This is a genomic window from Streptococcus sp. 959, from assembly GCF_013277075.1.
GTDB lineage: Bacteria > Bacillota > Bacilli > Lactobacillales > Streptococcaceae > Streptococcus > Streptococcus pseudopneumoniae_C.
Genome location: NZ_VMMF01000016.1, coordinates 66,234 through 91,328, shown reverse-complemented (window position 1 = coordinate 91,328; position 25,095 = coordinate 66,234). Strand labels below are relative to the sequence as shown.

At 39.7% G+C, this 25,095-nt stretch carries 30 protein-coding genes, 1 pseudogene and 1 other annotated feature; of the genes and pseudogenes, 23 read left to right on the top strand and 8 right to left on the bottom strand.

Annotated features, from left to right (window positions below; translation table 11 throughout):
- Positions 1 to 29: 29 nt before the first annotated feature.
- From HT717_RS05560 to HT717_RS05530, 7 genes are all read left to right on the top strand, one after another.
- On the top strand, positions 30 to 1,754 hold the full coding sequence (locus HT717_RS05560; RefSeq protein WP_173304659.1) for an ABC transporter ATP-binding protein: 1,725 nt from the start codon (positions 30 to 32) through the stop codon (positions 1,752 to 1,754).
- A gap of 1 nt (position 1,755) precedes the next feature.
- Positions 1,756 to 3,504: an ABC transporter ATP-binding protein gene (locus tag HT717_RS05555; protein WP_173304657.1), complete on the top strand. Its 1,749-nt coding sequence runs from the start codon at positions 1,756 to 1,758 to the stop codon at positions 3,502 to 3,504.
- A 114-nt stretch (positions 3,505 to 3,618) separates the two neighbouring features.
- Entirely contained in the window at positions 3,619 to 4,878 is a 1,260-nt protein-coding gene (locus HT717_RS05550) for a TRZ/ATZ family protein (RefSeq protein WP_173304655.1), read from the top strand.
- A gap of 74 nt (positions 4,879 to 4,952) precedes the next feature.
- Positions 4,953 to 5,088, top strand: a sequence feature (ribosomal protein L10 leader region).
- Between the two features lie 38 nt (positions 5,089 to 5,126).
- On the top strand, positions 5,127 to 5,627 hold the full coding sequence (gene rplJ, locus HT717_RS05545) for a 50S ribosomal protein L10 (protein WP_001287278.1): 501 nt from the start codon (positions 5,127 to 5,129) through the stop codon (positions 5,625 to 5,627).
- Between the two features lie 74 nt (positions 5,628 to 5,701).
- A complete protein-coding gene (rplL, locus tag HT717_RS05540; protein WP_001196965.1) occupies positions 5,702 to 6,070 on the top strand; it encodes a 50S ribosomal protein L7/L12 in 369 nt (122 codons plus the stop codon).
- A gap of 279 nt (positions 6,071 to 6,349) precedes the next feature.
- Complete coding sequence (locus HT717_RS05535; RefSeq protein ID WP_049541307.1) at positions 6,350 to 7,354, top strand: NADP-dependent oxidoreductase; 1,005 nt, start codon at positions 6,350 to 6,352, stop codon at positions 7,352 to 7,354.
- Positions 7,355 to 7,370: 16 nt separating this feature from the next.
- On the top strand, positions 7,371 to 8,015 hold the full coding sequence (locus HT717_RS05530) for a TetR/AcrR family transcriptional regulator (protein ID WP_020901488.1): 645 nt from the start codon (positions 7,371 to 7,373) through the stop codon (positions 8,013 to 8,015).
- A 93-nt stretch (positions 8,016 to 8,108) separates the two neighbouring features.
- Here the strand turns inward: HT717_RS05530 and gdhA are convergent, their stop codons facing one another.
- Positions 8,109 to 9,455, bottom strand: a complete 1,347-nt coding sequence (gdhA, locus tag HT717_RS05525; RefSeq protein ID WP_173304653.1) for an NADP-specific glutamate dehydrogenase — start codon at positions 9,453 to 9,455, stop codon at positions 8,109 to 8,111.
- A 228-nt stretch (positions 9,456 to 9,683) separates the two neighbouring features.
- On the opposite strand from gdhA, the gene HT717_RS05520 reads away from it, so the two are divergent.
- The 7 genes from HT717_RS05520 (at position 9,684) to HT717_RS05485 (ending at position 16,589) form a co-directional block, all read left to right on the top strand.
- Positions 9,684 to 10,619 (top strand): dihydroorotate oxidase, encoded by a 936-nt coding sequence (locus HT717_RS05520; RefSeq protein ID WP_173304651.1) that lies wholly within the window; start codon positions 9,684 to 9,686, stop codon positions 10,617 to 10,619.
- Between the two features lie 32 nt (positions 10,620 to 10,651).
- Complete coding sequence (gene holA, locus HT717_RS05515) at positions 10,652 to 11,689, top strand: DNA polymerase III subunit delta (protein ID WP_173304649.1); 1,038 nt, start codon at positions 10,652 to 10,654, stop codon at positions 11,687 to 11,689.
- A gap of 370 nt (positions 11,690 to 12,059) precedes the next feature.
- Positions 12,060 to 12,665 (top strand): superoxide dismutase SodA, encoded by a 606-nt coding sequence (gene sodA / locus HT717_RS05505; protein ID WP_000974733.1) that lies wholly within the window; start codon positions 12,060 to 12,062, stop codon positions 12,663 to 12,665.
- A gap of 156 nt (positions 12,666 to 12,821) precedes the next feature.
- Positions 12,822 to 13,352, top strand: a complete 531-nt coding sequence (locus HT717_RS05500) for a YutD family protein (protein ID WP_173304647.1) — start codon at positions 12,822 to 12,824, stop codon at positions 13,350 to 13,352.
- Between the two features lie 20 nt (positions 13,353 to 13,372).
- Positions 13,373 to 14,458 (top strand): 23S rRNA (adenine(2503)-C(2))-methyltransferase RlmN, encoded by a 1,086-nt coding sequence (gene rlmN / locus HT717_RS05495; RefSeq protein WP_000804762.1) that lies wholly within the window; start codon positions 13,373 to 13,375, stop codon positions 14,456 to 14,458.
- Positions 14,458 to 14,931 carry a VanZ family protein gene (locus HT717_RS05490; protein ID WP_173304645.1) on the top strand — a complete coding sequence of 158 codons (474 nt, stop codon included), beginning with the start codon at positions 14,458 to 14,460 and terminating at the stop codon, positions 14,929 to 14,931. Before rlmN ends, HT717_RS05490 begins: the two co-directional genes overlap by 1 nt.
- Positions 14,932 to 15,047: 116 nt before the next feature.
- A complete protein-coding gene (locus HT717_RS05485) occupies positions 15,048 to 16,589 on the top strand; it encodes an ABC-F family ATP-binding cassette domain-containing protein (RefSeq protein WP_173304643.1) in 1,542 nt (513 codons plus the stop codon).
- A 55-nt stretch (positions 16,590 to 16,644) separates the two neighbouring features.
- Here HT717_RS05485 and HT717_RS05480 read toward each other — a convergent pair whose 3' ends face one another.
- The 5 genes from HT717_RS05480 to HT717_RS05460 all read right to left on the bottom strand — a co-directional run bounded on the left by HT717_RS05480 (position 16,645) and on the right by HT717_RS05460 (position 19,385).
- Positions 16,645 to 17,448, bottom strand: coding sequence for a peptidylprolyl isomerase (locus tag HT717_RS05480; RefSeq protein WP_173304641.1), 804 nt, complete (start codon positions 17,446 to 17,448; stop codon positions 16,645 to 16,647).
- 100 nt (positions 17,449 to 17,548) lie between these two features.
- Positions 17,549 to 17,767, bottom strand: a complete 219-nt coding sequence (locus HT717_RS10095) for a hypothetical protein (RefSeq protein ID WP_345890443.1) — start codon at positions 17,765 to 17,767, stop codon at positions 17,549 to 17,551.
- 277 nt (positions 17,768 to 18,044) lie between these two features.
- On the bottom strand, positions 18,045 to 18,269 hold the full coding sequence (locus tag HT717_RS05470) for a helix-turn-helix transcriptional regulator (RefSeq protein WP_001041097.1): 225 nt from the start codon (positions 18,267 to 18,269) through the stop codon (positions 18,045 to 18,047).
- 2 nt (positions 18,270 to 18,271) lie between these two features.
- Positions 18,272 to 18,868, bottom strand: a complete 597-nt coding sequence (locus HT717_RS05465) for a DUF3796 domain-containing protein (RefSeq protein ID WP_173304639.1) — start codon at positions 18,866 to 18,868, stop codon at positions 18,272 to 18,274.
- A 373-nt stretch (positions 18,869 to 19,241) separates the two neighbouring features.
- The gene (locus HT717_RS05460) at positions 19,242 to 19,385 is read right to left on the bottom strand and encodes a hypothetical protein (RefSeq protein ID WP_173304638.1); all 144 of its coding nucleotides are present in this window, start codon (positions 19,383 to 19,385) and stop codon (positions 19,242 to 19,244) included.
- A 175-nt stretch (positions 19,386 to 19,560) separates the two neighbouring features.
- Between HT717_RS05460 and rpsP the strand changes: the two genes are divergently transcribed.
- From rpsP to HT717_RS05425, 7 genes and pseudogenes are all read left to right on the top strand, one after another.
- The gene (rpsP, locus tag HT717_RS05455; protein ID WP_173304637.1) at positions 19,561 to 19,833 is read left to right on the top strand and encodes a 30S ribosomal protein S16; all 273 of its coding nucleotides are present in this window, start codon (positions 19,561 to 19,563) and stop codon (positions 19,831 to 19,833) included.
- A 19-nt stretch (positions 19,834 to 19,852) separates the two neighbouring features.
- Positions 19,853 to 20,092, top strand: coding sequence for an RNA-binding protein KphA (gene kphA, locus HT717_RS05450; RefSeq protein ID WP_000379617.1), 240 nt, complete (start codon positions 19,853 to 19,855; stop codon positions 20,090 to 20,092).
- A 173-nt stretch (positions 20,093 to 20,265) separates the two neighbouring features.
- A pseudogene (locus HT717_RS05445) lies at positions 20,266 to 20,573 on the top strand (MazG nucleotide pyrophosphohydrolase domain-containing protein); the annotation flags it as partial.
- A 97-nt stretch (positions 20,574 to 20,670) separates the two neighbouring features.
- Positions 20,671 to 21,456 carry an alpha/beta hydrolase gene (locus HT717_RS05440; protein ID WP_173304635.1) on the top strand — a complete coding sequence of 262 codons (786 nt, stop codon included), beginning with the start codon at positions 20,671 to 20,673 and terminating at the stop codon, positions 21,454 to 21,456.
- A 33-nt stretch (positions 21,457 to 21,489) separates the two neighbouring features.
- The gene (gene rimM, locus HT717_RS05435) at positions 21,490 to 22,008 is read left to right on the top strand and encodes a ribosome maturation factor RimM (protein ID WP_001105892.1); all 519 of its coding nucleotides are present in this window, start codon (positions 21,490 to 21,492) and stop codon (positions 22,006 to 22,008) included.
- On the top strand, positions 21,998 to 22,717 hold the full coding sequence (gene trmD / locus HT717_RS05430) for a tRNA (guanosine(37)-N1)-methyltransferase TrmD (protein ID WP_173304633.1): 720 nt from the start codon (positions 21,998 to 22,000) through the stop codon (positions 22,715 to 22,717). Before rimM ends, trmD begins: the two co-directional genes overlap by 11 nt.
- Before the next feature lie 11 nt (positions 22,718 to 22,728).
- Positions 22,729 to 23,067: an ATP cone domain-containing protein gene (locus HT717_RS05425; RefSeq protein ID WP_001196040.1), complete on the top strand. Its 339-nt coding sequence runs from the start codon at positions 22,729 to 22,731 to the stop codon at positions 23,065 to 23,067.
- A gap of 29 nt (positions 23,068 to 23,096) precedes the next feature.
- On the opposite strand, the gene HT717_RS05420 is transcribed toward HT717_RS05425, so the two are convergent.
- Complete coding sequence (locus tag HT717_RS05420; protein WP_173304631.1) at positions 23,097 to 23,417, bottom strand: hypothetical protein; 321 nt, start codon at positions 23,415 to 23,417, stop codon at positions 23,097 to 23,099.
- A gap of 98 nt (positions 23,418 to 23,515) precedes the next feature.
- On the opposite strand from HT717_RS05420, the gene HT717_RS05415 reads away from it, so the two are divergent.
- A complete protein-coding gene (locus tag HT717_RS05415) occupies positions 23,516 to 23,731 on the top strand; it encodes a YdbC family protein (protein WP_000807422.1) in 216 nt (71 codons plus the stop codon).
- Positions 23,732 to 23,784: 53 nt separating this feature from the next.
- On the opposite strand, the gene HT717_RS05410 is transcribed toward HT717_RS05415, so the two are convergent.
- The gene (locus HT717_RS05410) at positions 23,785 to 24,321 is read right to left on the bottom strand and encodes a biotin transporter BioY (protein ID WP_173304629.1); all 537 of its coding nucleotides are present in this window, start codon (positions 24,319 to 24,321) and stop codon (positions 23,785 to 23,787) included.
- 433 nt (positions 24,322 to 24,754) lie between these two features.
- Here HT717_RS05410 and HT717_RS05405 point away from each other — a divergent pair, with 433 nt between their 5' ends.
- Positions 24,755 to 25,093 carry a hypothetical protein gene (locus HT717_RS05405; protein ID WP_000746106.1) on the top strand — a complete coding sequence of 113 codons (339 nt, stop codon included), beginning with the start codon at positions 24,755 to 24,757 and terminating at the stop codon, positions 25,091 to 25,093.
- Positions 25,094 to 25,095: the final 2 nt, after the last annotated feature.

Below are 25,095 nucleotides of genomic sequence, written 5' to 3'. Positions count from 1 at the left end.
TATTTCCAGAATACGAATAGAAGGGATTTATGAAACACCTATTATCTTACTTTAAACCCTACATCAAGGAATCAATTTTAGCTCCCTTATTCAAGCTGTTAGAAGCTGTTTTTGAGCTCTTGGTTCCCATGGTGATTGCTGGGATTGTTGATCAATCCTTGCCCCAGAAAAATCAGGCTCATCTCTGGATGCAGATTGGCCTGCTCCTTGTCTTTGCAGTGATTGGTGTTGTAGTGGCTTTAATAGCCCAGTTCTACTCAGCTAAGGCTGCGGTTGGATTTGCCAAAGAATTGACAGACGATCTTTATCGTCATATTCTATCTTTACCTAAGGACAGCAGAGACAGTTTGACAACTTCTAGCTTGGTCACTCGCTTGACTTCGGACACCTATCAGATTCAGACTGGTATCAATCAATTCCTGCGTCTCTTTTTGCGAGCACCTATTATTGTCTTTGGCGCTATCTTTATGGCCTATCGCATCTCAGCTGAGCTGACTTTCTGGTTCTTGGTTATGGTTGTCATTTTGACCATTGTCATTGTAGGCCTCTCTAGGCTGGTCAATCCTCTCTACAGCAGTCTTAGAAAAAAAACGGACCAACTGGTTCAAGAAACGCGCCAGCAATTACAAGGAATGCGGGTTATTCGTGCTTTTGGGCAAGAAAAACGAGAGTTACAGATTTTTCAAACCCTAAATCAAGTTTATACAAGATTGCAAGAAAAAACAGGTTTCTGGTCTAGTTTATTAACACCTCTGACCTATCTGATTGTTAATGGAACCCTCCTCGTTATTATCTGGCAGGGATATATTTCAATTCAAGGAGGTCTACTTAGTCAGGGTGCTCTCATTGCCCTTATCAACTATCTCCTACAGATTTTGGTGGAATTGGTCAAGCTAGCTATGCTGATAAATTCCCTCAACCAGTCCTATATCTCAGCCAAGCGAATCGAGGAAGTCTTTGCTGAGGCTCCAGAGGATATCCATTCAGAGTTAGAACAAAAGCAAGCTACCGATGATCAGGTTTTACAAGTCCAAGAATTGACCTTTACCTATCCTGATGCGGCCCAGCCTTCTCTAAGAGATATTTCCTTCGATATACAGCAAGGGCAAATCCTTGGTATCATTGGGGGAACGGGTTCTGGTAAATCAAGCTTGGTGCAAGTCTTACTTGGTCTATATCCAGCAGATAAGGGAAGCATTAACCTTTATCGAGATGGACGTGGTCCTCTTAATTTGGAGCAGTGGAGGTCTTGGATTGCCTATGTGCCTCAAAAAGTCGAGCTCTTTAAAGGAACTATTCGTTCCAACTTGACTTTGGGTTTCAATCAAGAAGTAACTGACCAAGAACTCTGGCAGGCCTTGGAGATTGCGCAAGCTAAGGATTTTGTCAGTGAAAAGGAAGGACTTTTGGATGCCACTGTTGAGGCAGAAGGGAGAAATTTCTCAGGTGGACAAAAACAAAGGCTATCTATTGCCAGAGCGGTATTGCGACAAGCTCCATTTCTCGTCCTAGATGATGCGACCTCAGCCCTCGACACCATCACCGAGTCCAAGCTCTTGAAAGCTATTCGAGAAAATATGCCAAATACGAGCTTAATCTTGATTTCTCAACGGACTTCGACACTCCAGATGGCTGACCAGATTCTCCTCTTGGAAAAAGGTGAGCTCCTAGCTATCGGCAAGCACGAGGATTTGATGAAGACCAGTCAAGTCTATCGTGAAATTAATGCATCCCAACATGGAAAGGAGGACTAATATGAGACTACAAACTGCAAACCAGACGCTCAAACGTTTGGCAAAAGATTTAGCAAGCCATCCCTTCCTCCTTTTCCTAGCCTTTCTAGGAACCATTGCCCAAGTTGGCTTATCAATTTACCTACCTATTCTGATTGGGCAGGTCATCGACCAGGTCCTAGTGGCTGGTTCTTCACCAGTTTTTTGGCAGATTTTCATTCACATGATCTTGGTGGTCGTAGGAAATACTCTGGTACAATGGGCTAATCCTCTTATTTATAATCGCCTAATCTTCTCTTTTACTAAAGATTTGCGAGAGCGAATCATCCATAAGCTCCATCGGTTACCGATTGCTTTTGTGGATCGGCAAGGCAGTGGAGAGATGGTCAGTCGTGTGACCACAGACATAGAACAGTTGGCAGCCGGTTTGACCATGATTTTTAACCAATTTTTCATTGGTGTCTTGATGATTTTGGTTAGTATTCTAGCAATGCTCCAAATTCATCTCCTCATGACCCTCTTGGTCTTGTTGTTGACACCACTGTCCATGGTAATTTCACGCTTTATTGCCAAACGCTCTTATCATCTATTCCAGAAGCAAACAGAGACGAGGGGCATTCAGACTCAGTTGATTGAAGAATCACTTAGCCAGCAGACCATTATCCAGTCCTTCAATGCTCAGGAAGAGTTTATGAAAAGATTGCATGAGGCGAATGACAACTATGCAGGCTATTCGCAGTCAGCCATCTTTTATTCTTCAACGGTCAATCCTTCGACTCGATTTGTCAATGCGCTCATTTATGCGCTTTTAGCTGGAGTAGGAGCTTATCGTATCATGATGGGGTCAACCTTGACCATTGGTCGTTTAGTGACTTTTTTGAACTATGTTCAGCAATACACTAAGCCCTTTAACGATATTTCTTCAGTTCTAGCTGAGTTACAAAGTGCTTTAGCTTGTGCAGAGCGCGTCTATGCTGTCTTAGAAAGTCCTGAGGTGGCTGAAACAGGCAAGGAAGTCTTGACCAGTGACCAGGTTAAGGGAGCTATTTCCTTTAAGCATGTTTCTTTTGGCTACCATCCTGAAAAGATTTTGATTAAGGATTTATCTATTGATATTCCAGCTGGTAGCAAGGTGGCCATCGTTGGTCCGACAGGTGCTGGAAAGTCAACTCTTATCAATCTCCTTATGCGTTTTTACCCTATTAATTCAGGAGATATCTTGCTGGATGGGCAATCCATTTATGATTATACCCGAGCATCATTGAGACAGCAGTTTGGGATGGTGCTCCAAGAAACCTGGCTCAAGCAAGGAACTATTCATAACAATATTGCCTTTGGGAATCCTGATGCCAGTCGGGAGCAGGTGATTGCTGCTGCAAAGGCAGCCAATGCAGACTTTTTCATCCAACAGTTGCCACAGGGATACGATACCAAGTTGGAAAATGCAGGAGAATCTCTCTCTGTTGGCCAAGCCCAGCTCTTGACCATTGCCCGAGTCTTTCTGGCTATTCCCAAGATTCTCATCTTAGACGAGGCGACTTCTTCCATCGATACACGGACAGAAGTGCTAGTTCAGGATGCCTTTGCTAAACTCATGAAGGGGCGCACAAGTTTTATCATTGCTCACCGTTTGTCTACCATTCAGGATGCGGATTTGATTCTTGTCTTGGTGGATGGTGACATTGTGGAGCATGGGAACCATCAGGACCTCATGGCTAGAAAAGGCAAGTATTACCAAATGCAGCAAGCTGCAGCTTTTAGCTCTGAATAGTCCTTTCTATTTTGAAATTTTATGGACGAAAAAAGTTGCCTTCGGGTGACTTTTTTGTTACAATAGCTAGAAAAATTATTCACTGTAAATTGTCTTATAGAAAAGGAGCCTAGAATGAAAGTCTATCAGCACGTAAATATCGTGACTTGTGACCAAGATTTCCGTGTTTATTTGGATGGAATCTTAGCAGTTAAGGATTCTCAAATCGTCTATGTCGGTCAAGAGAAGCCAGAGATTTTAAATCAAGCTGAGCAGATTATAGACTATCAGGGAGCCTGGATTATGCCTGGCTTGGTCAATTGCCACACCCATTCTGCCATGACAGGTTTGCGAGGAATCCGAGATGACAGCAACCTCCATGAATGGCTCAATGACTATATCTGGCCTGCAGAAGCTGAGTTTACTCCAGACATGACTACCAAGGCGGTAAAAGAAGCGCTGACAGAAATGCTCCAGTCAGGAACAACAACCTTTAATGATATGTATAATCCCAATGGTGTGGATATTGAGCAGATTTATCAGGCAGTGAAAGATTCTAAGATGCGTTGTTATTTCTCACCTACCCTCTTTTCTTTAGATACAGAAACAACTGCTGAGACCATAGCCAGAACTCGAGCTATCATTGAAGAAATTATTGGATATAAAAATCCAAATTTCAAGGTTATGGTAGCCCCACATTCTCCCTACAGCTGTAGTAAAAATTTGCTGGAAGAGAGCTTGGAAATGGCAAAAGAGCTGGACATTCCCATCCATATCCATGTGGCGGAGACCAAGGAGGAGTCAGGAATTCTCCTGAAACGCTACGGCAAACGCCCCCTCGCCTTTCTAGAAGAATTGGGTTACTTAGATCATCCGTCTGTCTTTGCTCATGGGGTCGAATTAAACGAGCGAGAAATTGAACGTTTGGCAACCTCTCAAGTGGCTATCTCCCACAATCCTATCAGCAACCTCAAACTGGCCTCAGGAATTGCTCCTATCATTCAACTGCAAAAAGCAGGAGTAGCAGTCGGAATTGCGACTGACTCGGTTGCTTCCAATAACAATCTAGATATGTTTGAGGAAGGACGGACAGCAGCACTACTACAGAAAATGAAGAGCGGAGATGCCAGTCAATTTCCTATAGAAACAGCTCTCAAGGCGCTGACAATCGAAGGGGCTAAGGTTCTTGGAATGGAAGAACAGATTGGAAGTCTGGAAGTTGGCAAGCAAGCAGATTTTCTTGTTATTCAACCACAAGGGAAAATCCATCTCCAACCTCAAGAAAATATGCTCTCTCACCTGGTTTATGCAGTCAAATCCAGTGATGTAGATGATGTTTATATCGTCGGAGAACAGGTTGTGAAGCAAGGCCAAGTCTTGACAGCAGAACTTTAAAAGAAAAACCAAAAAAAGTTTAAAAAAAGTTTGCAAAAATCTTGCATTCTTTTTTTGACTATGCTATACTTATATACGGTTTGAAAAAACTGCCTAAGACAGTAGGGGAGCTCGACTCATAAGTATCCTACCGAGGACAAAACGTATCATGTAAAAAGAAGCGTATTGTACTTTCGTGTCTAGGTTTGGGCGCGTTTTTCTTTTGAAAAATTTCCCCAAGCAAAATAATAACGGAGGTGAACACACTAATGAGTGAAGCAATTATTGCTAAAAAAGCGGAACTAGTTGACGTAGTAGCTGAAAAAATGAAAGCTGCTGCATCTATCGTCGTTGTAGATGCTCGTGGTTTGACAGTTGAGCAAGATACAGTTCTTCGTCGTGAGCTTCGTGGAAGCGAAGTTGAGTATAAAGTTATTAAAAACTCAATCTTGCGTCGTGCAGCTGAAAAAGCTGGTCTTGAAGATCTTGCATCTGTATTCGTTGGACCATCTGCAGTAGCATTTTCTAACGAAGATGTTATCGCACCAGCGAAAATCTTGAACGACTTTTCTAAAAACGCTGAAGCACTTGAAATTAAAGGTGGTGCAATCGAAGGCGCTGTCGCATCTAAAGAAGAGATTCTTGCACTTGCAACTCTTCCAAACCGCGAAGGACTTCTTTCTATGCTCCTTTCTGTACTTCAAGCGCCAGTGCGCAACGTTGCTCTTGCAGTCAAAGCGGTTGCAGAAAGCAAAGAAGACGCAGCTTAGTCTTAAGCTACGCAGCGTAGCCTAGCTACGAAAAAACTATTATAAAAATTAAAACTTATTTGGAGGAAATAACAATGGCATTGAACATTGAAAACATTATTGCTGAAATTAAAGAAGCTTCAATCCTTGAATTGAACGACCTTGTAAAAGCTATCGAAGAAGAATTTGGTGTAACTGCAGCTGCTCCTGTAGCTGTTGCTGCAGCTGGTGCTGCTGACGCTGGTGCTGCTAAAGATTCATTCGACGTTGAATTGACATCTGCAGGTGATAAAAAAGTTGGCGTTATCAAAGTTGTACGTGAAATCACAGGTCTTGGACTTAAAGAAGCTAAAGAACTTGTTGACGGTGCACCAGCACTTGTTAAAGAAGGCGTTGCAACTGCAGAAGCTGAAGAAATCAAAGCTAAATTGGAAGAAGCTGGAGCTTCAGTTACTCTTAAATAATAGAGCAACTACATTAGTAGCTTAAAAACATGATTAAACCGCTATTCTTAGGAGTAGCGGTTTTTCTTTTTGTCTAGCAGGGGGCAAAAAAGGGAAAGGAATCTTTAAAAGTGAGGAGAGTTAGATTGAAAGAATCATATTGGTAAACCCAAATGATGGATATTTGTATCATGTCATAAATCGTTATCAAACGATAATATTGATTTTCTTACAAATTAAGAGTATACTTTATAAAAATGAGTGTTCACTCAATTTTTGTGAAATTAAGGAGTAAAGAAAATGGTTGTTGAAGCAATAGAGTACAGTCGTTTCGGTAACGAAGAGGTCTTGGATTTGCTGAAGATCGACTCTACAGCCTTGGATGTAAATCAAGTGAGAGTAGAAGTTCATGCTGTTGGTTTAAATCCTATTGATTATAAAACTTTTGAGGGAGCGAAACCCCTTCGATTTTTATCTTTTATGACGAAATTAAGGAAACCAAGTCGTTGGTTTGAATCTAAATCATCTTTATTTCCAAGAGGTGTGGGGAGAGATTTTTCTGGAGTTATTACAGAAGTTGGAAATGAAGTAACTAGGTTTTCAGTAGGAGATAAGGTGTTTGGAACAATGATTAGCGATCCTGGTTTGGGAACTAAGAGGGGAGCTTTAGCAACAGAAATTTGTGTCAATGAATCAGAAATTGTATTGAAACCAGAGATGATCGACATGACTCACGCAGCTACTATGGGAGTAGCTTCTCTAACTGTGGGTGGGGCTTTTAGAAGAATCGGTTTAAATTCAAGAGATACTGTTGTTATTTCAGCTGCAGCAGGAGGTATTGGAAGTATTGCAGTACAGTATGCAGTTGCTAAGGGTGCGACAGTGATTGGAATAGCAAGTAAGAAAAATGCAGAGTATCTGAAGTCTTTAGGTGCTATACCAGTAAGTTACGAAGAGAACATCAAGAAGGCTCTTCTATCAGCTAGTCCAACGCCTATTACAAAGTTTTTGGATTGTTATGGATCTGATTATGTTAGATTGGCTTTTAGTTTAGGTTTGAAGGGAACAGCTATTGGGACATTAGTACCTTCACCCTATGTTATGATAAAAGGTGCTCAGTTTACTGGTCCGAGACATTCTACATACGATGATTTTAGCACTTTATCTGAAATGGTCTCAGAAGGGAAGGTTCAGCTGAAAATTGATCAAGTGTATGACTTTTCTCTAAAGTCAGTTAGAGAAGCCTATCGTAGTCTGAAAATCGGACACAGTCGAGGCAAAAAAGTCGTAAAAGTAAGAGAGTAGAAGAGAGGTGCTAGCGATGGAAAGTTTAGAACAAAAGTATGCTCAGACGTTAGAAGTTAGCAACTTGAGCTTGAAACAACGTCGAGTATTATTATCAAGCTTAAAATTATTCTCAGAGATTGGATTTGAAAATACAACGTCCAGCCTTATTGCCGAACGCGCTGGAGTGTCAGAAGGAACTGTTTTTAGTTACTTTAAAACAAAGGAAGGTATTTTAGAAGCCATTTTATCTACTTTTCTAGAACAGGTTATTCCAGAAGTAATTGCGGATTTCTCAGAAAAAAAATTCACAGTAGATCAAGAAACTTTTCCCTTCTTTTTAAAAAGTATTGTTCGAGATAGGCTCTTTTTCATTCAGGAGAATCAAATGCATGTTAAAATTCTCTTGGGGCGTTCTTTTATTGATAAAAATCTTTCTATCCAGTTAGGAAATATTATTGTTCAATCTATAATAGAACCAATTAGCCCTGTTTTAAATCAATTTAAAGAAAAAGGACTTATTCTAAATTGGTCAAATGAAAGAATTGTTCGTTACATCTTAGCATTGAGTTTTTCTTATCTTATTCCCATGATGTTGAATGATGAAGGAACTATAAACATAGATGAAGCAGTTGATGAGATTGTTGAATGTTTGTCATCTGCCCTAATGAAAGTAAAATAAATTCGGATGTTAAAACTCACTGTTAATGGTGAGTTTTTTTGATTCAAGCTAAAAATCCCCAATCGAAGCGATTGAGGATTGAGCAAATGAATCTTAAACAATACCTTGTGCAATCATAGCGTTTGCTACATTTTCAAAGGCAGCAATGTTAGCTCCTGCAAGGTAGTCTTTATCAAGACCGTATGTTTCTGAAGTTGTTTTAGCTGTGTTGAAGATGTTTGTCATGATGTCTTTGAGACGTCCATCAACTTCTTCACGAGTCCATGAGAGGCGAAGGCTATTTTGGCTCATTTCAAGGGCTGAAACGGCTACACCACCAGCGTTGGCAGCTTTTGCAGGTCCGTAGAAGATACCATTTTCTTTGTAGATTTTGATGGCATCAAGATCGCTTGGCATGTTGGCACCTTCAGATACACAGATAACGCCTTGAGCAACCAAACGTTTAGCTGCTTCACCGTTGATTTCGTTTTGAGTCGCACATGGAAGAGCGATATCATAGTTTCCAGCGTAAGTCCATACAGAACCTTCATGATAAGTAGCAGTTGCTTTCTCAGCTGCATACTCAGTCAAACGAGCGCGACGTTTTTCTTTAACATCAACTAAAAGATCGAAGTCGATACCATTTTCATCGATGACATAACCATTTGAGTCAGATACAGAGATAACAGTTGCACCAAGTTCAGTCGCTTTTTGAAGAGCGTATTGAGCCACGTTACCAGAACCTGAAATGACCACTTTCTTACCAGCAAAGCTGTTACCGTTAGCTTTAAGCATTTCTTCAGTGTAGTAAACCAAACCGTAACCAGTTGCTTCTGGACGAATCAAGCTACCACCAAATCCAAGAGGTTTACCAGTCAAGACACCAGCATCAAATTGGTTAAGGCGTTTGTATTGACCGTAAAGGTAACCAATCTCACGTCCACCAACACCGATATCACCAGCAGGTACGTCAAGTGATGGTCCGATGTGTTTTTGCAATTCAGTCATGAAGCTTTGGCAGAAGCGCATTACTTCAGCATCTGTTTTACCTTTAGGATCGAAGTCTGATCCACCTTTACCTCCACCGATTGGAAGTCCAGTCAAGACGTTTTTAAAGATTTGTTCAAATCCGAGGAATTTCAAAATCCCTTGGTTTACAGTTGGGTGGAAACGAAGTCCGCCTTTGTATGGTCCAACAGCTGAGTTGAATTGAACACGGTAACCACGGTTTACTTGAATGTTTCCATCACGGTCAACCCAAGGAACACGGAAAGAAATCACGCGCTCTGGCTCAGTAATACGTGCCAAGATATTTTCTTCGATATACTCAGGGTGTTTTTCAAATACAGGTTCCAAAGTGTTGAAAAATTCTTCAACAGCTTGGAGGAATTCAGCCTCGTGCCCGTTACGAGCTTTTACAGTTTCAAACACGCTTTGGATATATTCTTTAGCAGATGTCATATCGTTCTCCTTAAATTCTAATTTAATTATGTGTGTCATTATAGCAGAATTTTTTTTAACTGTAAAGAGAAAAACAAAAATTTTCTAAAAATTCTATCAATTTAGTTTTGGGACTTTTTGAAAATCTATAAAAATACGAACGTTTTTCTTTGAAATATCTTTCTAAAAGAGAAATTGTGAAAATATGGTATAATATTAGCAATAAAAGGAATCTGGAGGATCAGAATCATGGTATCAACGAAAACACAAATTGCTGGTTTTGAGTTTGACAACTGCTTGATGAATGCAGCAGGTGTGGCTTGTATGACGATAGAAGAGCTAGAGGGGGTTAAAAACTCAGCGGCAGGAACCTTTGTCACGAAGACAGCGACCTTGGACTTTCGTCAGGGAAATCCTGAGCCACGATACCAAGATGTTCCGCTTGGTTCTATCAACTCTATGGGTCTACCAAATAATGGCTTAGACTATTATTTGGATTATCTTTTGGATTTGCAGGAAAAAGAGCCAAACCGAACTTTCTTCCTTTCTCTAGTTGGAATGTCTCCAGAGGAAACACATACCATCTTGAAAAGAGTTCAAGAGAGTGAATTTCGTGGTCTGACTGAGCTAAACCTTTCTTGTCCAAATGTTCCAGGTAAACCTCAGATTGCCTATGATTTTGAGACAACTGACCGAATTTTGTCAGAAGTATTTGCCTACTTTACCAAACCTCTTGGAATTAAATTGCCACCATATTTTGATATTGTTCACTTTGATCAAGCAGCTGCTATTTTCAACAAGTACCCGCTCAAGTTTGTCAACTGTGTTAACTCTATCGGGAATGGCCTTTATATAGAAGATGAGTCTGTCGTTATTCGGCCTAAGAATGGTTTCGGTGGGATTGGTGGAGAGTATATCAAACCGACTGCTTTAGCCAATGTTCACGCTTTCTACCAACGCTTGAATCCTCAAATCCAAATCATTGGAACAGGTGGCGTTCTGACTGGTCGTGATGCCTTTGAACATATCCTCTGTGGAGCGAGTATGGTGCAGGTAGGTACTACTCTTCACAAAGAAGGCGTCGGTGCTTTCGAACGTATTACCAATGAACTGAAAGAAATCATGGCGGAAAAAGGGTACGAAAGCCTAGAAGATTTCCGTGGGAAATTGCGCTATATCGATTAAATGAACCAAAAAATCAGAAGAAAGGAGAGAAGATGCTAGCCATTGAAGAAAGTCAGAAGTTGACTTTATCAAATTTACCTAACCTGAGCCTTTTTACAGGGACGGATCAGGGTCAGTTTGAAGTGATGAAGAGTCAAGTGTTGAAACAGATTGGTTATGATTCTGCTGACCTCAACTTTGCCTACTTTGATATGAAAGAAGTGGTTTACAAGAATGTGGAACTGGAGTTGGTCAGCCTTCCTTTCTTTGCGGATGAGAAAATCGTGATATTAGACCATTTTGTCGATATCACAACAGCTAAGAAACGCTTTTTAACAGATGATGAGCTCAAGTCGTTTGAAGAATACCTTGATAACCCTTCGCCAACAACCAAGTTGTTGATCTTTGCAGAAGGAAAACTGGATAGCAAAAGACGGTTGGTTAAATTACTTAAGCGTGATGCCAAGATTTTTGACGCAGTAGAAGCCAAAGAACAGGAACTGCGCCAGTATTTCCAAAAGTGGAGCCAGAAACAAGGTCTGCAGTTTGTGGGGCAATCCTTTGAAAATCTCCTCGTCAAGTCGGGTTTCCAATTTAGCGAAATCCAGAAAAATCTGCTCTTTTTACAGTCCTATAAGGCGGATTCTGTTATCGAGGAAGAGGATATTGTCAATGCTATTCCCAAGACCTTACAGGACAATATTTTTGATTTAACTCAGTTTATTCTGACTAAAAAGATGGACCAGGCGCGCGATTTGGTGAGAGACTTGACCTTGCAAGGGGAAGATGAAATCAAGTTGATTGCAGTCATGCTGGGACAATTTCGGACTTTTACTCAGGTGAAAATTTTGTCGGAGTCTGGGCAAACAGAAGTGCAGATTGCAAGTAGTCTAGGTAGTTATCTAGGGCGCAATCCTAATCCCTATCAAATCAAGTTTGCGCTGAGAGATGCGAGAGGACTTTCCTTGAGCTTTCTGAAGCAAGCTATTTCCTACTTGATTGAGACAGACTATCAGATTAAGACAGGTCTTTATGAAAAAGGTTTCCTTTTTGAAAAGGCACTCTTACAGATTGCTAGTCAGGTAAATTGATATTTTTTGAAACTACAACCCGCGTCAATATTATCTTGTCGTGGGTTTCTTAGTGATTTGCTTGTTTTATACTCAATGAAAATCAAAGAGCAAACTAGGAAACTAGACGCAGGTTGCTCAAAGCACTGCTTTGAGGTTGTAAATAAGACTGACGAAGTCAGCTCAAAACACTGTTTTGAGGTTGTAGATAAAACTGACGAAGTCAGTAACATATACCTACGGCAAGGCGACGTTGACGCAGTTTGAAGAGATTTTCGAAGAGTATGATTAGAAAGTATGTCAGTGATTTCTTCATCTATAAGCAAAAAACTTGAAAAAAGTGAATGTTTGCGTTATCATTTTCATATAGAAAGAAAAAGAGGTATTACAGATGGCTATTATCTTACCAGATCTTCCATATGCATACGACGCTTTGGAACCATACATCGATGCGGAAACAATGCACTTGCACCATGACAAACACCATCAAACTTATGTCAACAATGCTAATGCAGCTCTAGAAAAACACCCTGAAATCGGTGAAGACCTTGAAGCTTTGCTTGCTGATGTAGAATCTATTCCAGCTGATATCCGTCAAGCGCTTATCAACAATGGTGGTGGACACTTGAACCACGCTCTTTTCTGGGAATTGATGACTCCTGAGAAAACAGCTCCTTCAGCAGAACTTGCAGCAGCAATCGATGCAACATTTGGTTCATTTGAAGAATTCCAAGCAGCCTTTACTGCAGCAGCAACAACTCGTTTCGGTTCAGGATGGGCATGGTTGGTTGTCAACAAAGAAGGTAAACTTGAAGTGACTTCAACAGCAAACCAAGACACACCAATCTCAGAAGGTAAAAAACCAATCTTGGGCTTGGACGTTTGGGAACATGCTTACTACGTGAAATACCGCAACGTGCGTCCTGACTACATCAAAGCTTTCTTTTCAGTAATCAACTGGAACAAAGTAGATGAATTGTACGCAGCCGCTAAATAATGGTATATGGAGGGAAGAATGGTTCTTCTCTTTTTTAGGTTATATGATTCGAGTCTGACAAAATCGTCAGACTTTTTTCATTTTTATGAGAAACGTGCTAACTGCTAGAAATTATGGTAGAATAAAGTATTAAGTAATCGTGGAAAAAGGATATCTATGCGAAAAGAAATTGCACCTGAATTATACAACTATAACAAGTTTCCTGGTCCTGAGTTTCATTTACACGGGGACAAGGTTGAAACGGAGGGGATAGCTTTTTCCTTGGTGGAAAATATCAAGGATGCCTTTGATGTGACGGCTTTTAATCAGCGTTTTTCAGAAGTCTTAACCAAGTTTGATTATATCGTGGGGGACTGGAGCAACGAACAGCTTCGCCTACGAGGTTTTTACAAGGATGATCGAACAGAAGAAAAACTTGAAAAAATCAGTCGTTTACAAGACTACCTTTTAGAGTATTGTAGTTATGGTTGTGCCTATTTTGTCCTAGAAAATGAAGCTCCTAAGCGAGCATCATTTGACAAGAAAATGCGTAAGAAGGAAGAAGACCAGCCTTCTAAAAAAGGAAAGAAACCGGCTCAAATCAAACGAAAACCGAATGCAGATAAGAAAAATAGACGTCGTCAGAAAGACCAGCATTCTCAGAAAGAGGACAAGGGGCAACGTCATTTTGTCATTCGTCAGAAGTGAGTAGAGAATAAGGAGAAGAAATGAAACCGTCAATTTATAGTTTAACACGTCAAACCATGCAGGAATGGGTTTTGGAGCAGGGAGAAAAGAAATTCCGTGCAGACCAAATCTGGGAATGGCTTTACCGTAAACGTGTCCAGTCATTTGAAGAAATGACCAACCTTTCTAAGGATTTGATTGCGAAGCTTAATGACCAGTTTGTGGTCAATCCCTTGAAACAACGTATTGTTCAAGAGTCTGCTGATGGGACAGTTAAATATCTTTTTGAATTGCCAGATGGTATGTTGATAGAGACTGTACTTATGCGCCAACACTATGGTTTGTCAGTCTGTGTGACCACTCAGGTCGGCTGTAATATCGGTTGTACCTTCTGTGCTTCTGGTTTGATTAAGAAGCAACGTGACCTCAATAACGGTGAAATCGTAGCGCAAATCATGCTGGTTCAGAAATACTTTGATGAGCGTGGTCAGGATGAACGCGTCAGCCATATCGTTGTCATGGGTATCGGTGAGCCTTTTGATAACTATAACAATGTCTTGAATTTCGTTCGTACCATCAATGATGACAAGGGAATGGCTATCGGTGCTCGTCACATTACGGTTTCAACCTCAGGTTTGGCCCATAAAATTCGTGATTTTGCTAATGAAGGAGTTCAGGTCAATCTTGCCGTGTCACTTCACGCACCCAACAATGAATTGCGCTCAAGCATCATGAAGATTAACCGTGCCTTTCCGATTGAAAAACTCTTTGCTGCTATTGAGTACTATATTGAGACAACCAACCGTCGTGTGACCTTTGAATACATCATGCTCAATGAAGTCAATGACGGTGTAGAACAAGCCTTGGAATTGGCTGAATTGCTCAAGAATATCAAGAAATTGTCTTATGTAAACTTGATTCCTTATAACCCGGTTAGTGAGCATGACCAATATAGCCGCAGTCCTAAAGAGCGCGTGATGGCCTTCTATGATACGCTTAAGAAAAAAGGGGTTAACTGTGTTGTTCGTCAAGAGCATGGAACTGATATTGATGCAGCTTGTGGACAATTGCGTTCTAATACAATGAAACGTGACCGCCAGAAAGCAGTCGCCGCAGTCAATCCGTAATGATGAAGAAAACTCATAATCATATTTTGGTCTTGGGAGTCATTTTCTATAGCATTTGTATCGTCTACTTTTGTTTTACTCCTCAAGAACATTCTCCCGTGGGAGTGGAAACTCCAGGTATTCAGCATCTTGATCGCCTGGTTTTTCTTTTGACTCCTTTCAATTCTCTTTGGAAACTGGGTGAAGTGGGTGATATGGGACAATTATATTGGATTTTTTTACAAAATATCCTCAATGTCTTCTTGCTTTTTCCTCTGATTTTCCAACTCCTTTATCTCTTTCCAAATTTAAGGAAAACAAAAAGAGTTCTTTTTTTCAGTTTTCTAGTGAGTCTTGGAATTGAGTGTACGCAGTTAGTCTTAGATTTTTTCTTTGATTTCAATCGCGTCTTTGAGATTGATGATTTGTGGACCAATACCTTGGGTGGCTATTTGGCTTGGCTACTTTATAAACGATTACATAATACTCAATGAAAATCAAAGAGCAAACTAGGAAGCTAGCCGCAGGCTGTACTTGAGTACGGCAAGGTGAAGCTGACGTGGTTTGAATTTGATTTTCGAAGAGTATAAAAACAAGATAAGGAATTAAAATGAGTATTTTAGAAGTTAAAAATCTGAGTCACGGTTTTGGTGACCGTGCAATTTTTGAAGATGTGTCCTTTCGTCTCCTCAAGGGTGAACATATCGGCCTGGTCGGTGCCAATGGTGAAGGAAAATCAACCTTTATGAGCATCGTGACTGGTAAAATGCTGCCAGATGAAGGGAAGGTTGAGTGGTCCAAATATGTGACTGCCGGTTACTTGGATCAGCACTCCGTCCTTGCTGAAGGTCAATCTGTTCGCGATGTGCTCCGTACAGCTTTTGATGAGCTTTTTAAAGCAGAAGTCCGAATCAATGACCTCTATATGGAAATGGCTGAAGATGGAGCGGATGTTGATGCTCTCATGGAAGAAGTTGGTGAACTTCAAGACCGTTTAGAGAGTCGTGATTTCTATACCTTGGATGCTAAGATTGACGAAGTAGCGCGTGCTCTTGGTGTCATGGACTTTGGCATGGATACGGATGTAACTTCTTTGTCAGGTGGGCAAAGAACCAAGGTACTTTTGGCTAAACTCCTCCTTGAAAAGCCTGATATCTTGCTGTTGGACGAGCCGACCAACTACTTGGATGCTGAGCATATTGACTGGCTCAAGCGCTATCTCCAAAACTATGAGAATGCCTTTGTTCTCATTTCACACGATATTCCATTCCTGAACGACGTGATTAATATTGTCTACCATGTGGAGAATCAACAGCTGACGCGTTATTCTGGTGACTACTACCAGTTCCAAGAAGTCTATGCCATGAAGAAATCTCAGCTAGAGGCAGCCTACGAACGTCAGCAGAAAGAAATTGCCGACCTCAAAGACTTCGTTGCTCGAAACAAAGCGCGTGTTGCAACACGAAACATGGCCATGTCCCGTCAGAAGAAATTGGATAAGATGGATATTATCGAACTGCAAAGTGAGAAACCAAAACCATCCTTTGATTTCAAACCGGCTCGTACACCAGGGCGCTTTATTTTCCAAGCCAAGGATTTGCAAATTGGTTATGACCGTCCTCTGACCAGGCCTTTAAATCTTACCTTTGAACGCAATCAAAAGGTTGCTATTATCGGTGCCAATGGTATCGGTAAAACAACTCTATTGAAGTCTCTATTGGGCATTATTCCGCCAATCGCTGGGGAAGTGGAACGCGGTGACTACCTAGAACTTGGCTACTTTGAACAGGAAGTAGAAGGCGGTAATCGCCAAACTCCTCTTGAAGCTGTCTGGAATGCCTTTCCTGCACTTAACCAAGCAGAAGTTCGTGCAGCCCTTGCTCGTTGTGGTTTGACAACCAAGCATATTGAAAGTCAAATTCAGGTCTTGTCAGGTGGGGAACAAGCCAAGGTCCGTTTCTGTCTCTTGATGAATCGTGAAAACAATGTTTTAGTGCTGGACGAGCCGACCAACCATTTGGATGTGGATGCCAAGGATGAACTCAAACGCGCTCTCAAAGAATATAAGGGATCTATCCTTATGGTCTGCCACGAACCAGACTTCTATGAAGGCTGGATGGACCAAATCTGGGATTTTAATAATTTAACTTAAGAATGAGAGTAAAAGAAATACAGTACCGAATGTGGATACTGTATTTTTTTGGTTTTTATGATTTAAAATCATAGTCTTTCACCACTTCGATGTTGTCGATAGTAATAGCAGTCGTTGGTTTATCTTTCTCATCTTTTTCGGCTTTAGCAATCTTATCTACAACATCCATACCGTCAATCACTTGGCCAAAGACTGGGTGTTTGCCATCTAGACTAGGGTTTCCCCCTTCTTTATAGGCTTCGATGATTTTCTTTGGATACTTGCTTGTAGGGAGTTTAGCAGAGGTATCTGTAGAGTTTTGGTTGATGAAGAATTGGCTACCATTGGTGTTTGGTTGACCAGTATTAGCCATAGAAAGGGCACCACGGATGTTATAGAGATAAGGAGTAATCTCGTTTTTGAAACCAGTTCCCTTGTCTTTAGTCTTATCCTTGTCATGCCAGATGGACTGACCACCTGTACCATCTCCTTTTGGATCTCCAGTTTGAACCATGAAGCCATCGATAACACGGTGGAAGGTAATGCCGTTATAGTAGCCTTCTTTGGCATGAGTGAGGAAGTTTTCAACCGCTAAAGGAGCGAGTTTAGGGAAGAGTTTAATACGGATATCTCCTTGACTTGTGTGGAGAATGACTTCAGCCTCGTCCTCAGCAACTTCTTTAGATAGTTGTGGGAAATTGGCGTTTTCGTTTGTCAAAGCATCGTTTAACTCCTTGGCAGATTGGGCAGTTACTTTGGAACTTTCTTCAGCAGCCAGACTGGAATCAACATAGTCATCACCACGCAGACTACGTTGGATACTGCTACATCCAGCAAGGGCTATAGTTGATAGTAAAAGAAGGGTTGCTAATTTTTTCATTCTGATCCTCTCAAAAATTCATTTCTACCATTGTACCCTAAAAGGAAGGGGATTTCAAATGTTAGTGATAAGGTAGTTTTAGAGAAAATCAACCAAAAAATCACTTGATTAGAGATTTTTTCTTTGGATGACGATCGATAATGTCCTGGTATTGTTCCAGTATCTGTTCCCCCTTTGGAGTCAATTTGTAGCCACGAATTGAAAATTGACTTGCTAATTCTTCTTCTGAAAAGTTGTCATGAAGGGTTTGGTCCAGATCGGCAGCCTTCATCTTAGATAGTCCTGTAATTCCCTTGCTTTTCAGAATATTCTTTTTCATAGTAGCATTGAGATGATCAAGTGAGTCAAAAGCTGTTTCAATGACTGCATAACCTTTTCCTACCAGAGTTTTTAGGTGTTTAGGGGCATCAATGCCATAAGTGTACTCAAAGTATTTAGGAAACCAGATCTTAAGAAAGCTCGTAAGGCATCACAATTCTCAAAACGTTAATTCGAAAGAATTACTATATTTTAAAAGAGCACATTTTCAAAAGATTTTTTCTTTTGGACTCAATTCCTAATTAATCAATGAACTTAATACTAGGTCTCGAAAAGAATTATGCTTCCTCTTTCTGTCTGAGTTCAAATAGGTCTTCTACTTTCAGATTAAAAACTTGAGCAATTTTAAGAGCCATCTCCAGCGAAGGATTGTAACGGTTATTTTCCAAGTGCAGAATTGTCTCGCGTCGCATGCCGATGAGGTCGGCTAACTCCTGCTGGGTCATGCCTGTGGACTCACGAACAGATTTGAGATTAGTAATAATCTTGCTTTCTTTGGCCATGCTTATCCTCTACGTTCCAAGATAAAATAGACAACCGCAAAGATGCAAATCAAGACAGCTATGCTAATAAATATCTGTCCCATGTAAAGAGTGAGAGACCCCATATACCCAATGATAACTGCTAGGATCATCAGTGCGCCTAGTATAAAAACAAACAACAAGCTAGCTGCCTTTGCTAAATTAGCATAAAAGCGTTCGTCCGGAGTTTCCTTGACATTTTTCAAAGAGAAAAAACCAAATACAATCACTTCAATAACGAGGCTAATTCCCAAAATCCATTCTTTAATACCAGAACTTACGCTAGGGGTAGCAACCCAAATTCCTACTGTATAAAAAATGCTTGCTGCAAACAAAAGTATCGTGTAAAGCTTAGCAGACAAGTCAAAAATAGTCTTCCCCTTACCTTTCTGACTTTTATGAGACCATAGTTTCATATGTAGCCAGCTCCAAATAGCTACAATTTGACATTGCACTGAAATACCAGTAATAACTAACTTGGGTCCCCAACTAAGATTAGAACCAAATAAAACAATAAAATCAATAAAGAGAGCTACGGCAATCACTGCAATGAGGCCACGCATTTTTTGACTTTTTTTCATGATAGACTCCTTTTTTTGTTATAAATATATAACATTTAAATGTTATGTTATAAATATATCACACTTAAATTTAGAAAGCAAGAATTTTATGTGTCAATGTGGTAATTATTTGAAAAAATTTTTTAATAAAAGCCCTCGCTAGTCAAACAACTAAAGAATTATTTGAAGCAATCATCGGATTTGATTTGGATAGTTTCGTTAATAATATTTGATTATAAAAAATTTTTGGAAAATCTAGATACTGTATGAATCTCTATTTATTCTTAGACTGTTATAAAGTCTAAGAATAAGCTTTGTAGGTGTAGAAATTAATTTTTACAGAACTAAATTATTCCCCTATTTAGAATCTATTAATTCATATTTTATAAATTAATTAGTAGATATCGTTCTTAAGATCCTCGATATTTCTCTTGGGAACTGGCTTGGGATTTAGGAGCCAGGCATCCAAATCACGTTCAGGAGAGATGAAGGGCTTGACTTGTTGGTCTTTATAAAGTGTTTCTACAATAGCATTCATGACATTCTCTTTCTGGTTTTTCTTTAAAGTTATAACAAATTTTTAAATGGTTTAAAAATTTCAGAATCTGTCAAGTTTTTTTCTTGACACCTGATAGAAATCTGCTATAATAGAACATGTGATAAATAGCTCAGCTATTTCACCGAAATAAAAAATAAGAAAAGAGACTTTAAAAATGGCAGTTAAAATCCGTTTGACTCGTATGGGTTCTAAGAAAAAACCTTTCTACCGTATCAACGTAGCAGATTCACGTTCACCACGTGACGGACGTTTCATCGAAACAGTTGGAACTTACAACCCACTTGTTGCTGAAAACCAAGTAATTTTGAAAGAAGACCGCGTTCTTGCATGGTTGGCTGATGGAGCTCAACCTTCAGATACAGTTCGCAACATCCTTTCAAAAGAAGGCGTATTGAAAAAATTCCACGATTCTAAATTCTCAAAATAAGTTTAAAGTAGGTTGACAGATGGATACGATTGAAAATCTCATTATTGCGATTGTGAAACCCTTGATTTCACAACCAGATGCCTTAACTATCAAGATTGAAGATACACCAGAATTTTTGGAATATCATTTGGATCTTGATCAAAGCGATGTGGGTCGTGTAATCGGTCGTAAGGGTCGCACTATTTCTGCGATAAGAACGATTGTCTACTCTGTCCCAACTGAAGACAAAAAAGTAAGAATCGTTATTGACGAAAAATAAGAAGGGCGGGACGAATGTCTCGCTTTTTTTGCAAGGAGCAGGATATAAAGGATTTAACGTTTAGACAATACAAGACTAGTTATAGTCAATGAAAATCAAAGAGCAAACTAGGAAGCTAGCTGCAGGCTGTACTGGAGTACGGCAAGGTGAAGCTGACGTAGTTTGAATTTGATTTTCGAAGAGTATTACTCGAACATTACCAGTAGTCTCGAACTGAGGGAGGTCTCTTTATGAAGTTAGTGGAGGAAATCGGAGAAGTAGCTGAGGTTTTGAATAGGCGCTCTAGTCGACAAGAAGGGATAGGATTCGAATGAGGAACTTACTAAAGAACGTAGCCGATATTCTTCACCATGATCTTGCAATCGCGGCTATCAAGCATATTGATCTAACTAGAAGCATCTTTGAGAAAGACAAAACCGCAGCCGTTAACTACCAACATAAACATTATTTGGAAGGATTTTTGAAGGTGAAGGAGAATTGATGTCCCCTTCCTCCAACTTGAGAAAATCCTTGGAACGTGATAAAATAAAGGATAAGGATTTTTAGTAATTCATTATATAGAACGAGTGGATTTCTTTATGAAGAGGATTGAAGTATCTACAGAAATTGGTAGTCTCTCTGTTACTTATCAAAAGCAAAAGAAAATGCTAGTTTGTCTAAATGGCGCAGGTTTACTACCAAGTTATGAAAATTTTTCACTTATACTTGAAAAACTTCCTCCTACAATTGGTTATTTGACTATTGATTTTCCGAACACAGGTAGGAGTCCGATTCATGACCAAGCTGGAAAAAATCTAGATAATCTTGCTGATGCGGTTTGTAAAGTACTTGAAGAATTGGCGATTTCTGAATATATACTTTGTGCACATAGTTTGAGTGGAATTTTAGCTTGCAAATTACTCAAGAAACCAATTAAGTGTCAGGCTTTAGTAGCAATTGAACCGACAACTAAAAAAGTCATGTTTGCTGATTTTTCAGAAAATCCTTATCCAGAAATGGAAAAGCAGATGAGTCTGATTGACGAGTGTGGTCCTGAATTGTATTTTAAGAATTTAACTCAAGAGACATTTAGCCCTGAAATTAATAAAGAAATCTGGGCAATAATGCAAGAAAAAGGCTCAGAGTTGGAAAAGCAAGATTCAGGATTTCAGATATCTGGAGAGATTACTGAGGAAGATTTTGAGAATTTGTCGATAGAAGCTTATACCCCTGTATTTATTTTTTGTCAGGCTTATAGAGAAAAAGAGTACAGAGAATCAGAATATTGGACTTCCAATACTAAACTCATTTTAGGAGGGAATCACCATTATTTACAGTGGTCAGAATCCGAAAAAATTGCGACTATTATTCGAGAATTGTCATAATAAGATGGAAAGAAGGAGACTACAGGAGACAAGATGAACTACTTTAATGTTGGGAAAATCGTCAATACGCAGGGTTTGCAGGGTGAGATGCGAGTCTTGTCTGTGACGGATTTTGCAGAAGAACGGTTTAAAAAAGGGGCTGAGCTGGCCTTGTTTGATGAAAAAGATCAGTTTGTCCAAACAGTGACCATCGCTAGTCACCGTAAACAGAAGAATTTTGACATTATTAAATTCAAAGATATGTACCATATCAATGCGATTGAAAAGTACAAGGGATACAGTCTCAAGGTTGCTGAGGAAGATTTAAACGATTTAGATGATGGTGAATTCTACTATCACGAGATTATCGGTTTGGAAGTCTATGAGGGTGATAACTTGATTGGAACCATCAAAGAAATCCTGCAACCAGGTGCCAACGATGTCTGGGTGGTCAAGCGAAAAGGCAAACGTGACTTGCTCTTGCCTTATATCCCACCAGTGGTTCTCAATGTTGATATTCCAAATAACCGCGTCGATGTGGAAATCTTAGAAGGGTTAGACGATGAAGATTGATATTTTAACCCTCTTTCCAGAGATGTTCTCTCCACTAGAACACTCCATCGTTGGAAAGGCTCGAGAAAAAGGGCTCTTGGATATCCAGTATCATAATTTTCGAGAATACGCTGAAAAGGCCCGTCATGTTGATGACGAACCATATGGAGGTGGTCAGGGCATGTTGCTTCGAGCCCAACCCATTTTCGATGCTTTTGATGCCATTGAAAAGAAGAATCCTCGCGTGATTCTCTTAGATCCAGCTGGTAAGCAGTTTGATCAGGCTTATGCTGAGGATTTGGCAAAAGAAGAAGAACTTATCTTCATCTGCGGGCACTACGAGGGCTATGATGAGCGAATCAAGACTCTAGTGACAGACGAAATTTCCCTCGGTGATTATGTCTTGACTGGTGGAGAACTTGCGGCTATGACCATGATTGATGCGACTGTTCGCTTGATTCCAGAAGTGATTGGTAAGGAATCGAGTCACCAAGATGATAGCTTTTCATCAGGACTTCTCGAATATCCTCAGTACACACGTCCCTATGATTATCGAGGCATGGTCGTGCCAGATGTTCTGATGAGCGGACATCATGAAAAGATCCGTCAGTGGCGCCTGTACGAGAGTTTGAAGAAAACCTACGAACGCAGACCGGATTTGCTTGAACACTATCAACTGACAGCAGAAGGAGAAAAAATGCTGGCAGAAATTAAAGAAAACAAAGAATAAAGGAGAAACCTATGCAAGTAATCAAACGTGATGGAGAAATTGCTGAATTTAATCCAGATAAGATTTACCAAGCCATCTTGAAGGCAGCCCAAACTGTTTATGTATTGACAGATGATTTGCGTCAAAACCTTGCTCAAGTCACAAAGAAAGTCGTTTTGGACTTGGAAGAAGCCAAGGTGGAACGTGCTACCATTAGCATGATTCAGTCTATGGTTGAACACCGTTTATTGGGTGCAGGTTACATTACCATTGCAGAACACTACATTTCCTATCGTTTACAACGAGATTTGGAAAGAAGTGGCTATGGAGATCATATCGCTGTTCATTTGCATTTTGAACAAATTCGCTAAGAAAAAAGAGTGGGATGAAGGTAGACATCTCACTCTTTCTTAAATCTATTTTTTTGGGCTGTTTGGACAGTTGAAGGGACAAATCGCAGGCGTTGAATATCGCTTATACGGATAATACGGGTCACATTTTTGGCAAAATTTTTCACGATAATTTGCTGGCGCTGTTGATCGTATTTGATGATGTCACCTGTAAAGCTTGCCTCAGACAAGATAAGGTGAACAGCGGTTTGTTTCTGGATAGCCTCTTCAATAGTGGCTGTAAGGGAGTTGGTTTCAGTCTGGTCAGCTTGGTCATGTCCATTTAAAAAGTCATGTATTTTATCTAGAACTTGCTGGAATTTATGTCTCATATTGGCCTCCCTTCTTTTATATCAATATTATATAAAATTTTCCTAAAATCTACAAGATTTTACGAATAATCAAATGAAAGCTAAAAAAGGAGAAGAAAATGGCAGAATTTACATTTGAAATCGAAGAGCACTTGTTGACTCTTTCTGAAAACGAAAAAGGTTGGACCAAGGAAATTAACCGTGTAAGCTTTAATGGTGCCCCTGCAAAGTTTGATATTCGTGCTTGGAGTCCAGACCATACTAAAATGGGCAAAGGGATTACTCTCTCAAATGAAGAATTTCAAACGATGGTGGATGCCTTTAAAGGAAACTAAATTTTCAAAATAAAAGAAAAGGATACTGAGTCATGATAACTCGATATCCTTTTTTAGTTAGTAAAGTAAGCCTGATTTTTAAGGCGTTGAAGTAGGGGACGACTAATAAGACTAATAGCAAGAAGTTTACCAAGGTCTGGAATAATAAAGGGAAAAACACCCACAACAAGAGCTTTTTCAAATGCCATTCCAGCAAGAAAATGTAAGCTGAGAATCCCGCCTACAAAGACAAGGGCATCACCCAAGAGGTTTGCAAGAAAAATATTGACAATCCCACTCTTGCTGTTGGTTAGAGAGGAAGTAAGTCCAGAGTAAACGAGATAAAACCAAAGATAGCCTGCAGTAGGGCCAACCAACGCCTGAAAACCAGCTCCACCTCCTGCAAAGACAGGAAGACCGATAGCACCTAGAAGAAGATAGAGTCCAACAGAAAGTACAGCCTCTCTCGGTCTAAAGACAGTAGCAATCAAGCCGATTGCAAAGTTTTGTAGAGTGAAGGGGACGGGTCCAATTGGAAGACTGATTTGTGCCAAAATAGCAATGAGAGCAGCTCCAATAGCAGGGACAGCATAAACGTGAGCTTTTTTCAAAATAGTTAACCTCTTTTCTGATATATAGTAACTATTATACTTAAATCAACACTATTGTCAACCTGTTTAAGTAACATGGGTAACAAAAAACTGTAACGGCCGATTTGATTGACAAGAGAAATTTGATAATTGTTTTTTATCGATTTGTAAATCAGTTTTATATATAGATAATCCCATTTTATACATAAAAAATATACTATAAATACTTGACAAACTAAAAAATAAGTGCTACATTAATAAATGTAAACGGATACATTTATATGTGTTCAATTTTAAAAGGAGGGGTAGTTATGAGATATTTTAACGACTCTAGATACCATAACGGTGATTAAAAACCTAAATATAATCAATTCATATTAAAGTAATATGGATGGACTAAAAAGGGGACTGTTGCTTATTCTTCATCAAATATTTTAATTAAAGGAGAAGTAAAATGAAAAAAAGAATTAACAAGAAAGCATCTGTTTTTCTAGTCGCAAGTGTTTTAAGTTTTAGCTTTGCTACTGTAGCTAGTATTGTTAGTGCAACTACAGCACACCCTGCTCCAAGTCCCATTATTGATGTATGGGAATATGGTGTAAATGATAACTCTGGTTATTCGAATTACTTTGTTAGTTCTCCAGATAATATTGGTTCAAAATCTTCAGTAACGAATTTTTGGGGAACAGTTAAAGCTCAGGATAAACAAGATTATGGATGGGCATATTCAAGTGCTACAAAATCTTGGAGCGATGTTCGATTAAATGCATATTGGGATTATTATAGATTTTAAAA

What these genes read in the sequence shown, in the direction of transcription:
- holA (WP_173304649.1), top strand. Translation starts at nt 10,652, where the DNA reads ATGCTAGCCATTGAAGAAAGTCAGAAGTTGACTTTATCAAATTTACCT.
- kphA (WP_000379617.1), top strand. Translation starts at nt 19,853, where the DNA reads ATGGATACGATTGAAAATCTCATTATTGCGATTGTGAAACCCTTGATT.
- rplL (WP_001196965.1), top strand. Translation starts at nt 5,702, where the DNA reads ATGGCATTGAACATTGAAAACATTATTGCTGAAATTAAAGAAGCTTCA.
- HT717_RS05550 (WP_173304655.1), top strand. Translation starts at nt 3,619, where the DNA reads ATGAAAGTCTATCAGCACGTAAATATCGTGACTTGTGACCAAGATTTC.
- HT717_RS05460 (WP_173304638.1), bottom strand. Translation starts at nt 19,385, where the DNA reads ATGAATGCTATTGTAGAAACACTTTATAAAGACCAACAAGTCAAGCCC.
- HT717_RS05490 (WP_173304645.1), top strand. Translation starts at nt 14,458, where the DNA reads ATGATGAAGAAAACTCATAATCATATTTTGGTCTTGGGAGTCATTTTC.
- gdhA (WP_173304653.1), bottom strand. Translation starts at nt 9,455, where the DNA reads ATGACATCTGCTAAAGAATATATCCAAAGCGTGTTTGAAACTGTAAAA.
- rplJ (WP_001287278.1), top strand. Translation starts at nt 5,127, where the DNA reads ATGAGTGAAGCAATTATTGCTAAAAAAGCGGAACTAGTTGACGTAGTA.
- sodA (WP_000974733.1), top strand. Translation starts at nt 12,060, where the DNA reads ATGGCTATTATCTTACCAGATCTTCCATATGCATACGACGCTTTGGAA.
- HT717_RS05420 (WP_173304631.1), bottom strand. Translation starts at nt 23,417, where the DNA reads ATGAGACATAAATTCCAGCAAGTTCTAGATAAAATACATGACTTTTTA.
- HT717_RS05560 (WP_173304659.1), top strand. Translation starts at nt 30, where the DNA reads ATGAAACACCTATTATCTTACTTTAAACCCTACATCAAGGAATCAATT.
- HT717_RS10095 (WP_345890443.1), bottom strand. Translation starts at nt 17,767, where the DNA reads ATGAAAAAGAATATTCTGAAAAGCAAGGGAATTACAGGACTATCTAAG.
- HT717_RS05440 (WP_173304635.1), top strand. Translation starts at nt 20,671, where the DNA reads ATGAAGAGGATTGAAGTATCTACAGAAATTGGTAGTCTCTCTGTTACT.
- HT717_RS05465 (WP_173304639.1), bottom strand. Translation starts at nt 18,868, where the DNA reads ATGAAAAAAAGTCAAAAAATGCGTGGCCTCATTGCAGTGATTGCCGTA.
- HT717_RS05405 (WP_000746106.1), top strand. Translation starts at nt 24,755, where the DNA reads ATGAAAAAAAGAATTAACAAGAAAGCATCTGTTTTTCTAGTCGCAAGT.
- HT717_RS05425 (WP_001196040.1), top strand. Translation starts at nt 22,729, where the DNA reads ATGCAAGTAATCAAACGTGATGGAGAAATTGCTGAATTTAATCCAGAT.
- rpsP (WP_173304637.1), top strand. Translation starts at nt 19,561, where the DNA reads ATGGCAGTTAAAATCCGTTTGACTCGTATGGGTTCTAAGAAAAAACCT.
- HT717_RS05485 (WP_173304643.1), top strand. Translation starts at nt 15,048, where the DNA reads ATGAGTATTTTAGAAGTTAAAAATCTGAGTCACGGTTTTGGTGACCGT.
- rimM (WP_001105892.1), top strand. Translation starts at nt 21,490, where the DNA reads ATGAACTACTTTAATGTTGGGAAAATCGTCAATACGCAGGGTTTGCAG.
- HT717_RS05500 (WP_173304647.1), top strand. Translation starts at nt 12,822, where the DNA reads ATGCGAAAAGAAATTGCACCTGAATTATACAACTATAACAAGTTTCCT.
- HT717_RS05555 (WP_173304657.1), top strand. Translation starts at nt 1,756, where the DNA reads ATGAGACTACAAACTGCAAACCAGACGCTCAAACGTTTGGCAAAAGAT.
- HT717_RS05535 (WP_049541307.1), top strand. Translation starts at nt 6,350, where the DNA reads ATGGTTGTTGAAGCAATAGAGTACAGTCGTTTCGGTAACGAAGAGGTC.
- HT717_RS05480 (WP_173304641.1), bottom strand. Translation starts at nt 17,448, where the DNA reads ATGAAAAAATTAGCAACCCTTCTTTTACTATCAACTATAGCCCTTGCT.
- HT717_RS05530 (WP_020901488.1), top strand. Translation starts at nt 7,371, where the DNA reads ATGGAAAGTTTAGAACAAAAGTATGCTCAGACGTTAGAAGTTAGCAAC.
- HT717_RS05470 (WP_001041097.1), bottom strand. Translation starts at nt 18,269, where the DNA reads ATGGCCAAAGAAAGCAAGATTATTACTAATCTCAAATCTGTTCGTGAG.
- HT717_RS05520 (WP_173304651.1), top strand. Translation starts at nt 9,684, where the DNA reads ATGGTATCAACGAAAACACAAATTGCTGGTTTTGAGTTTGACAACTGC.
- trmD (WP_173304633.1), top strand. Translation starts at nt 21,998, where the DNA reads ATGAAGATTGATATTTTAACCCTCTTTCCAGAGATGTTCTCTCCACTA.
- HT717_RS05415 (WP_000807422.1), top strand. Translation starts at nt 23,516, where the DNA reads ATGGCAGAATTTACATTTGAAATCGAAGAGCACTTGTTGACTCTTTCT.
- rlmN (WP_000804762.1), top strand. Translation starts at nt 13,373, where the DNA reads ATGAAACCGTCAATTTATAGTTTAACACGTCAAACCATGCAGGAATGG.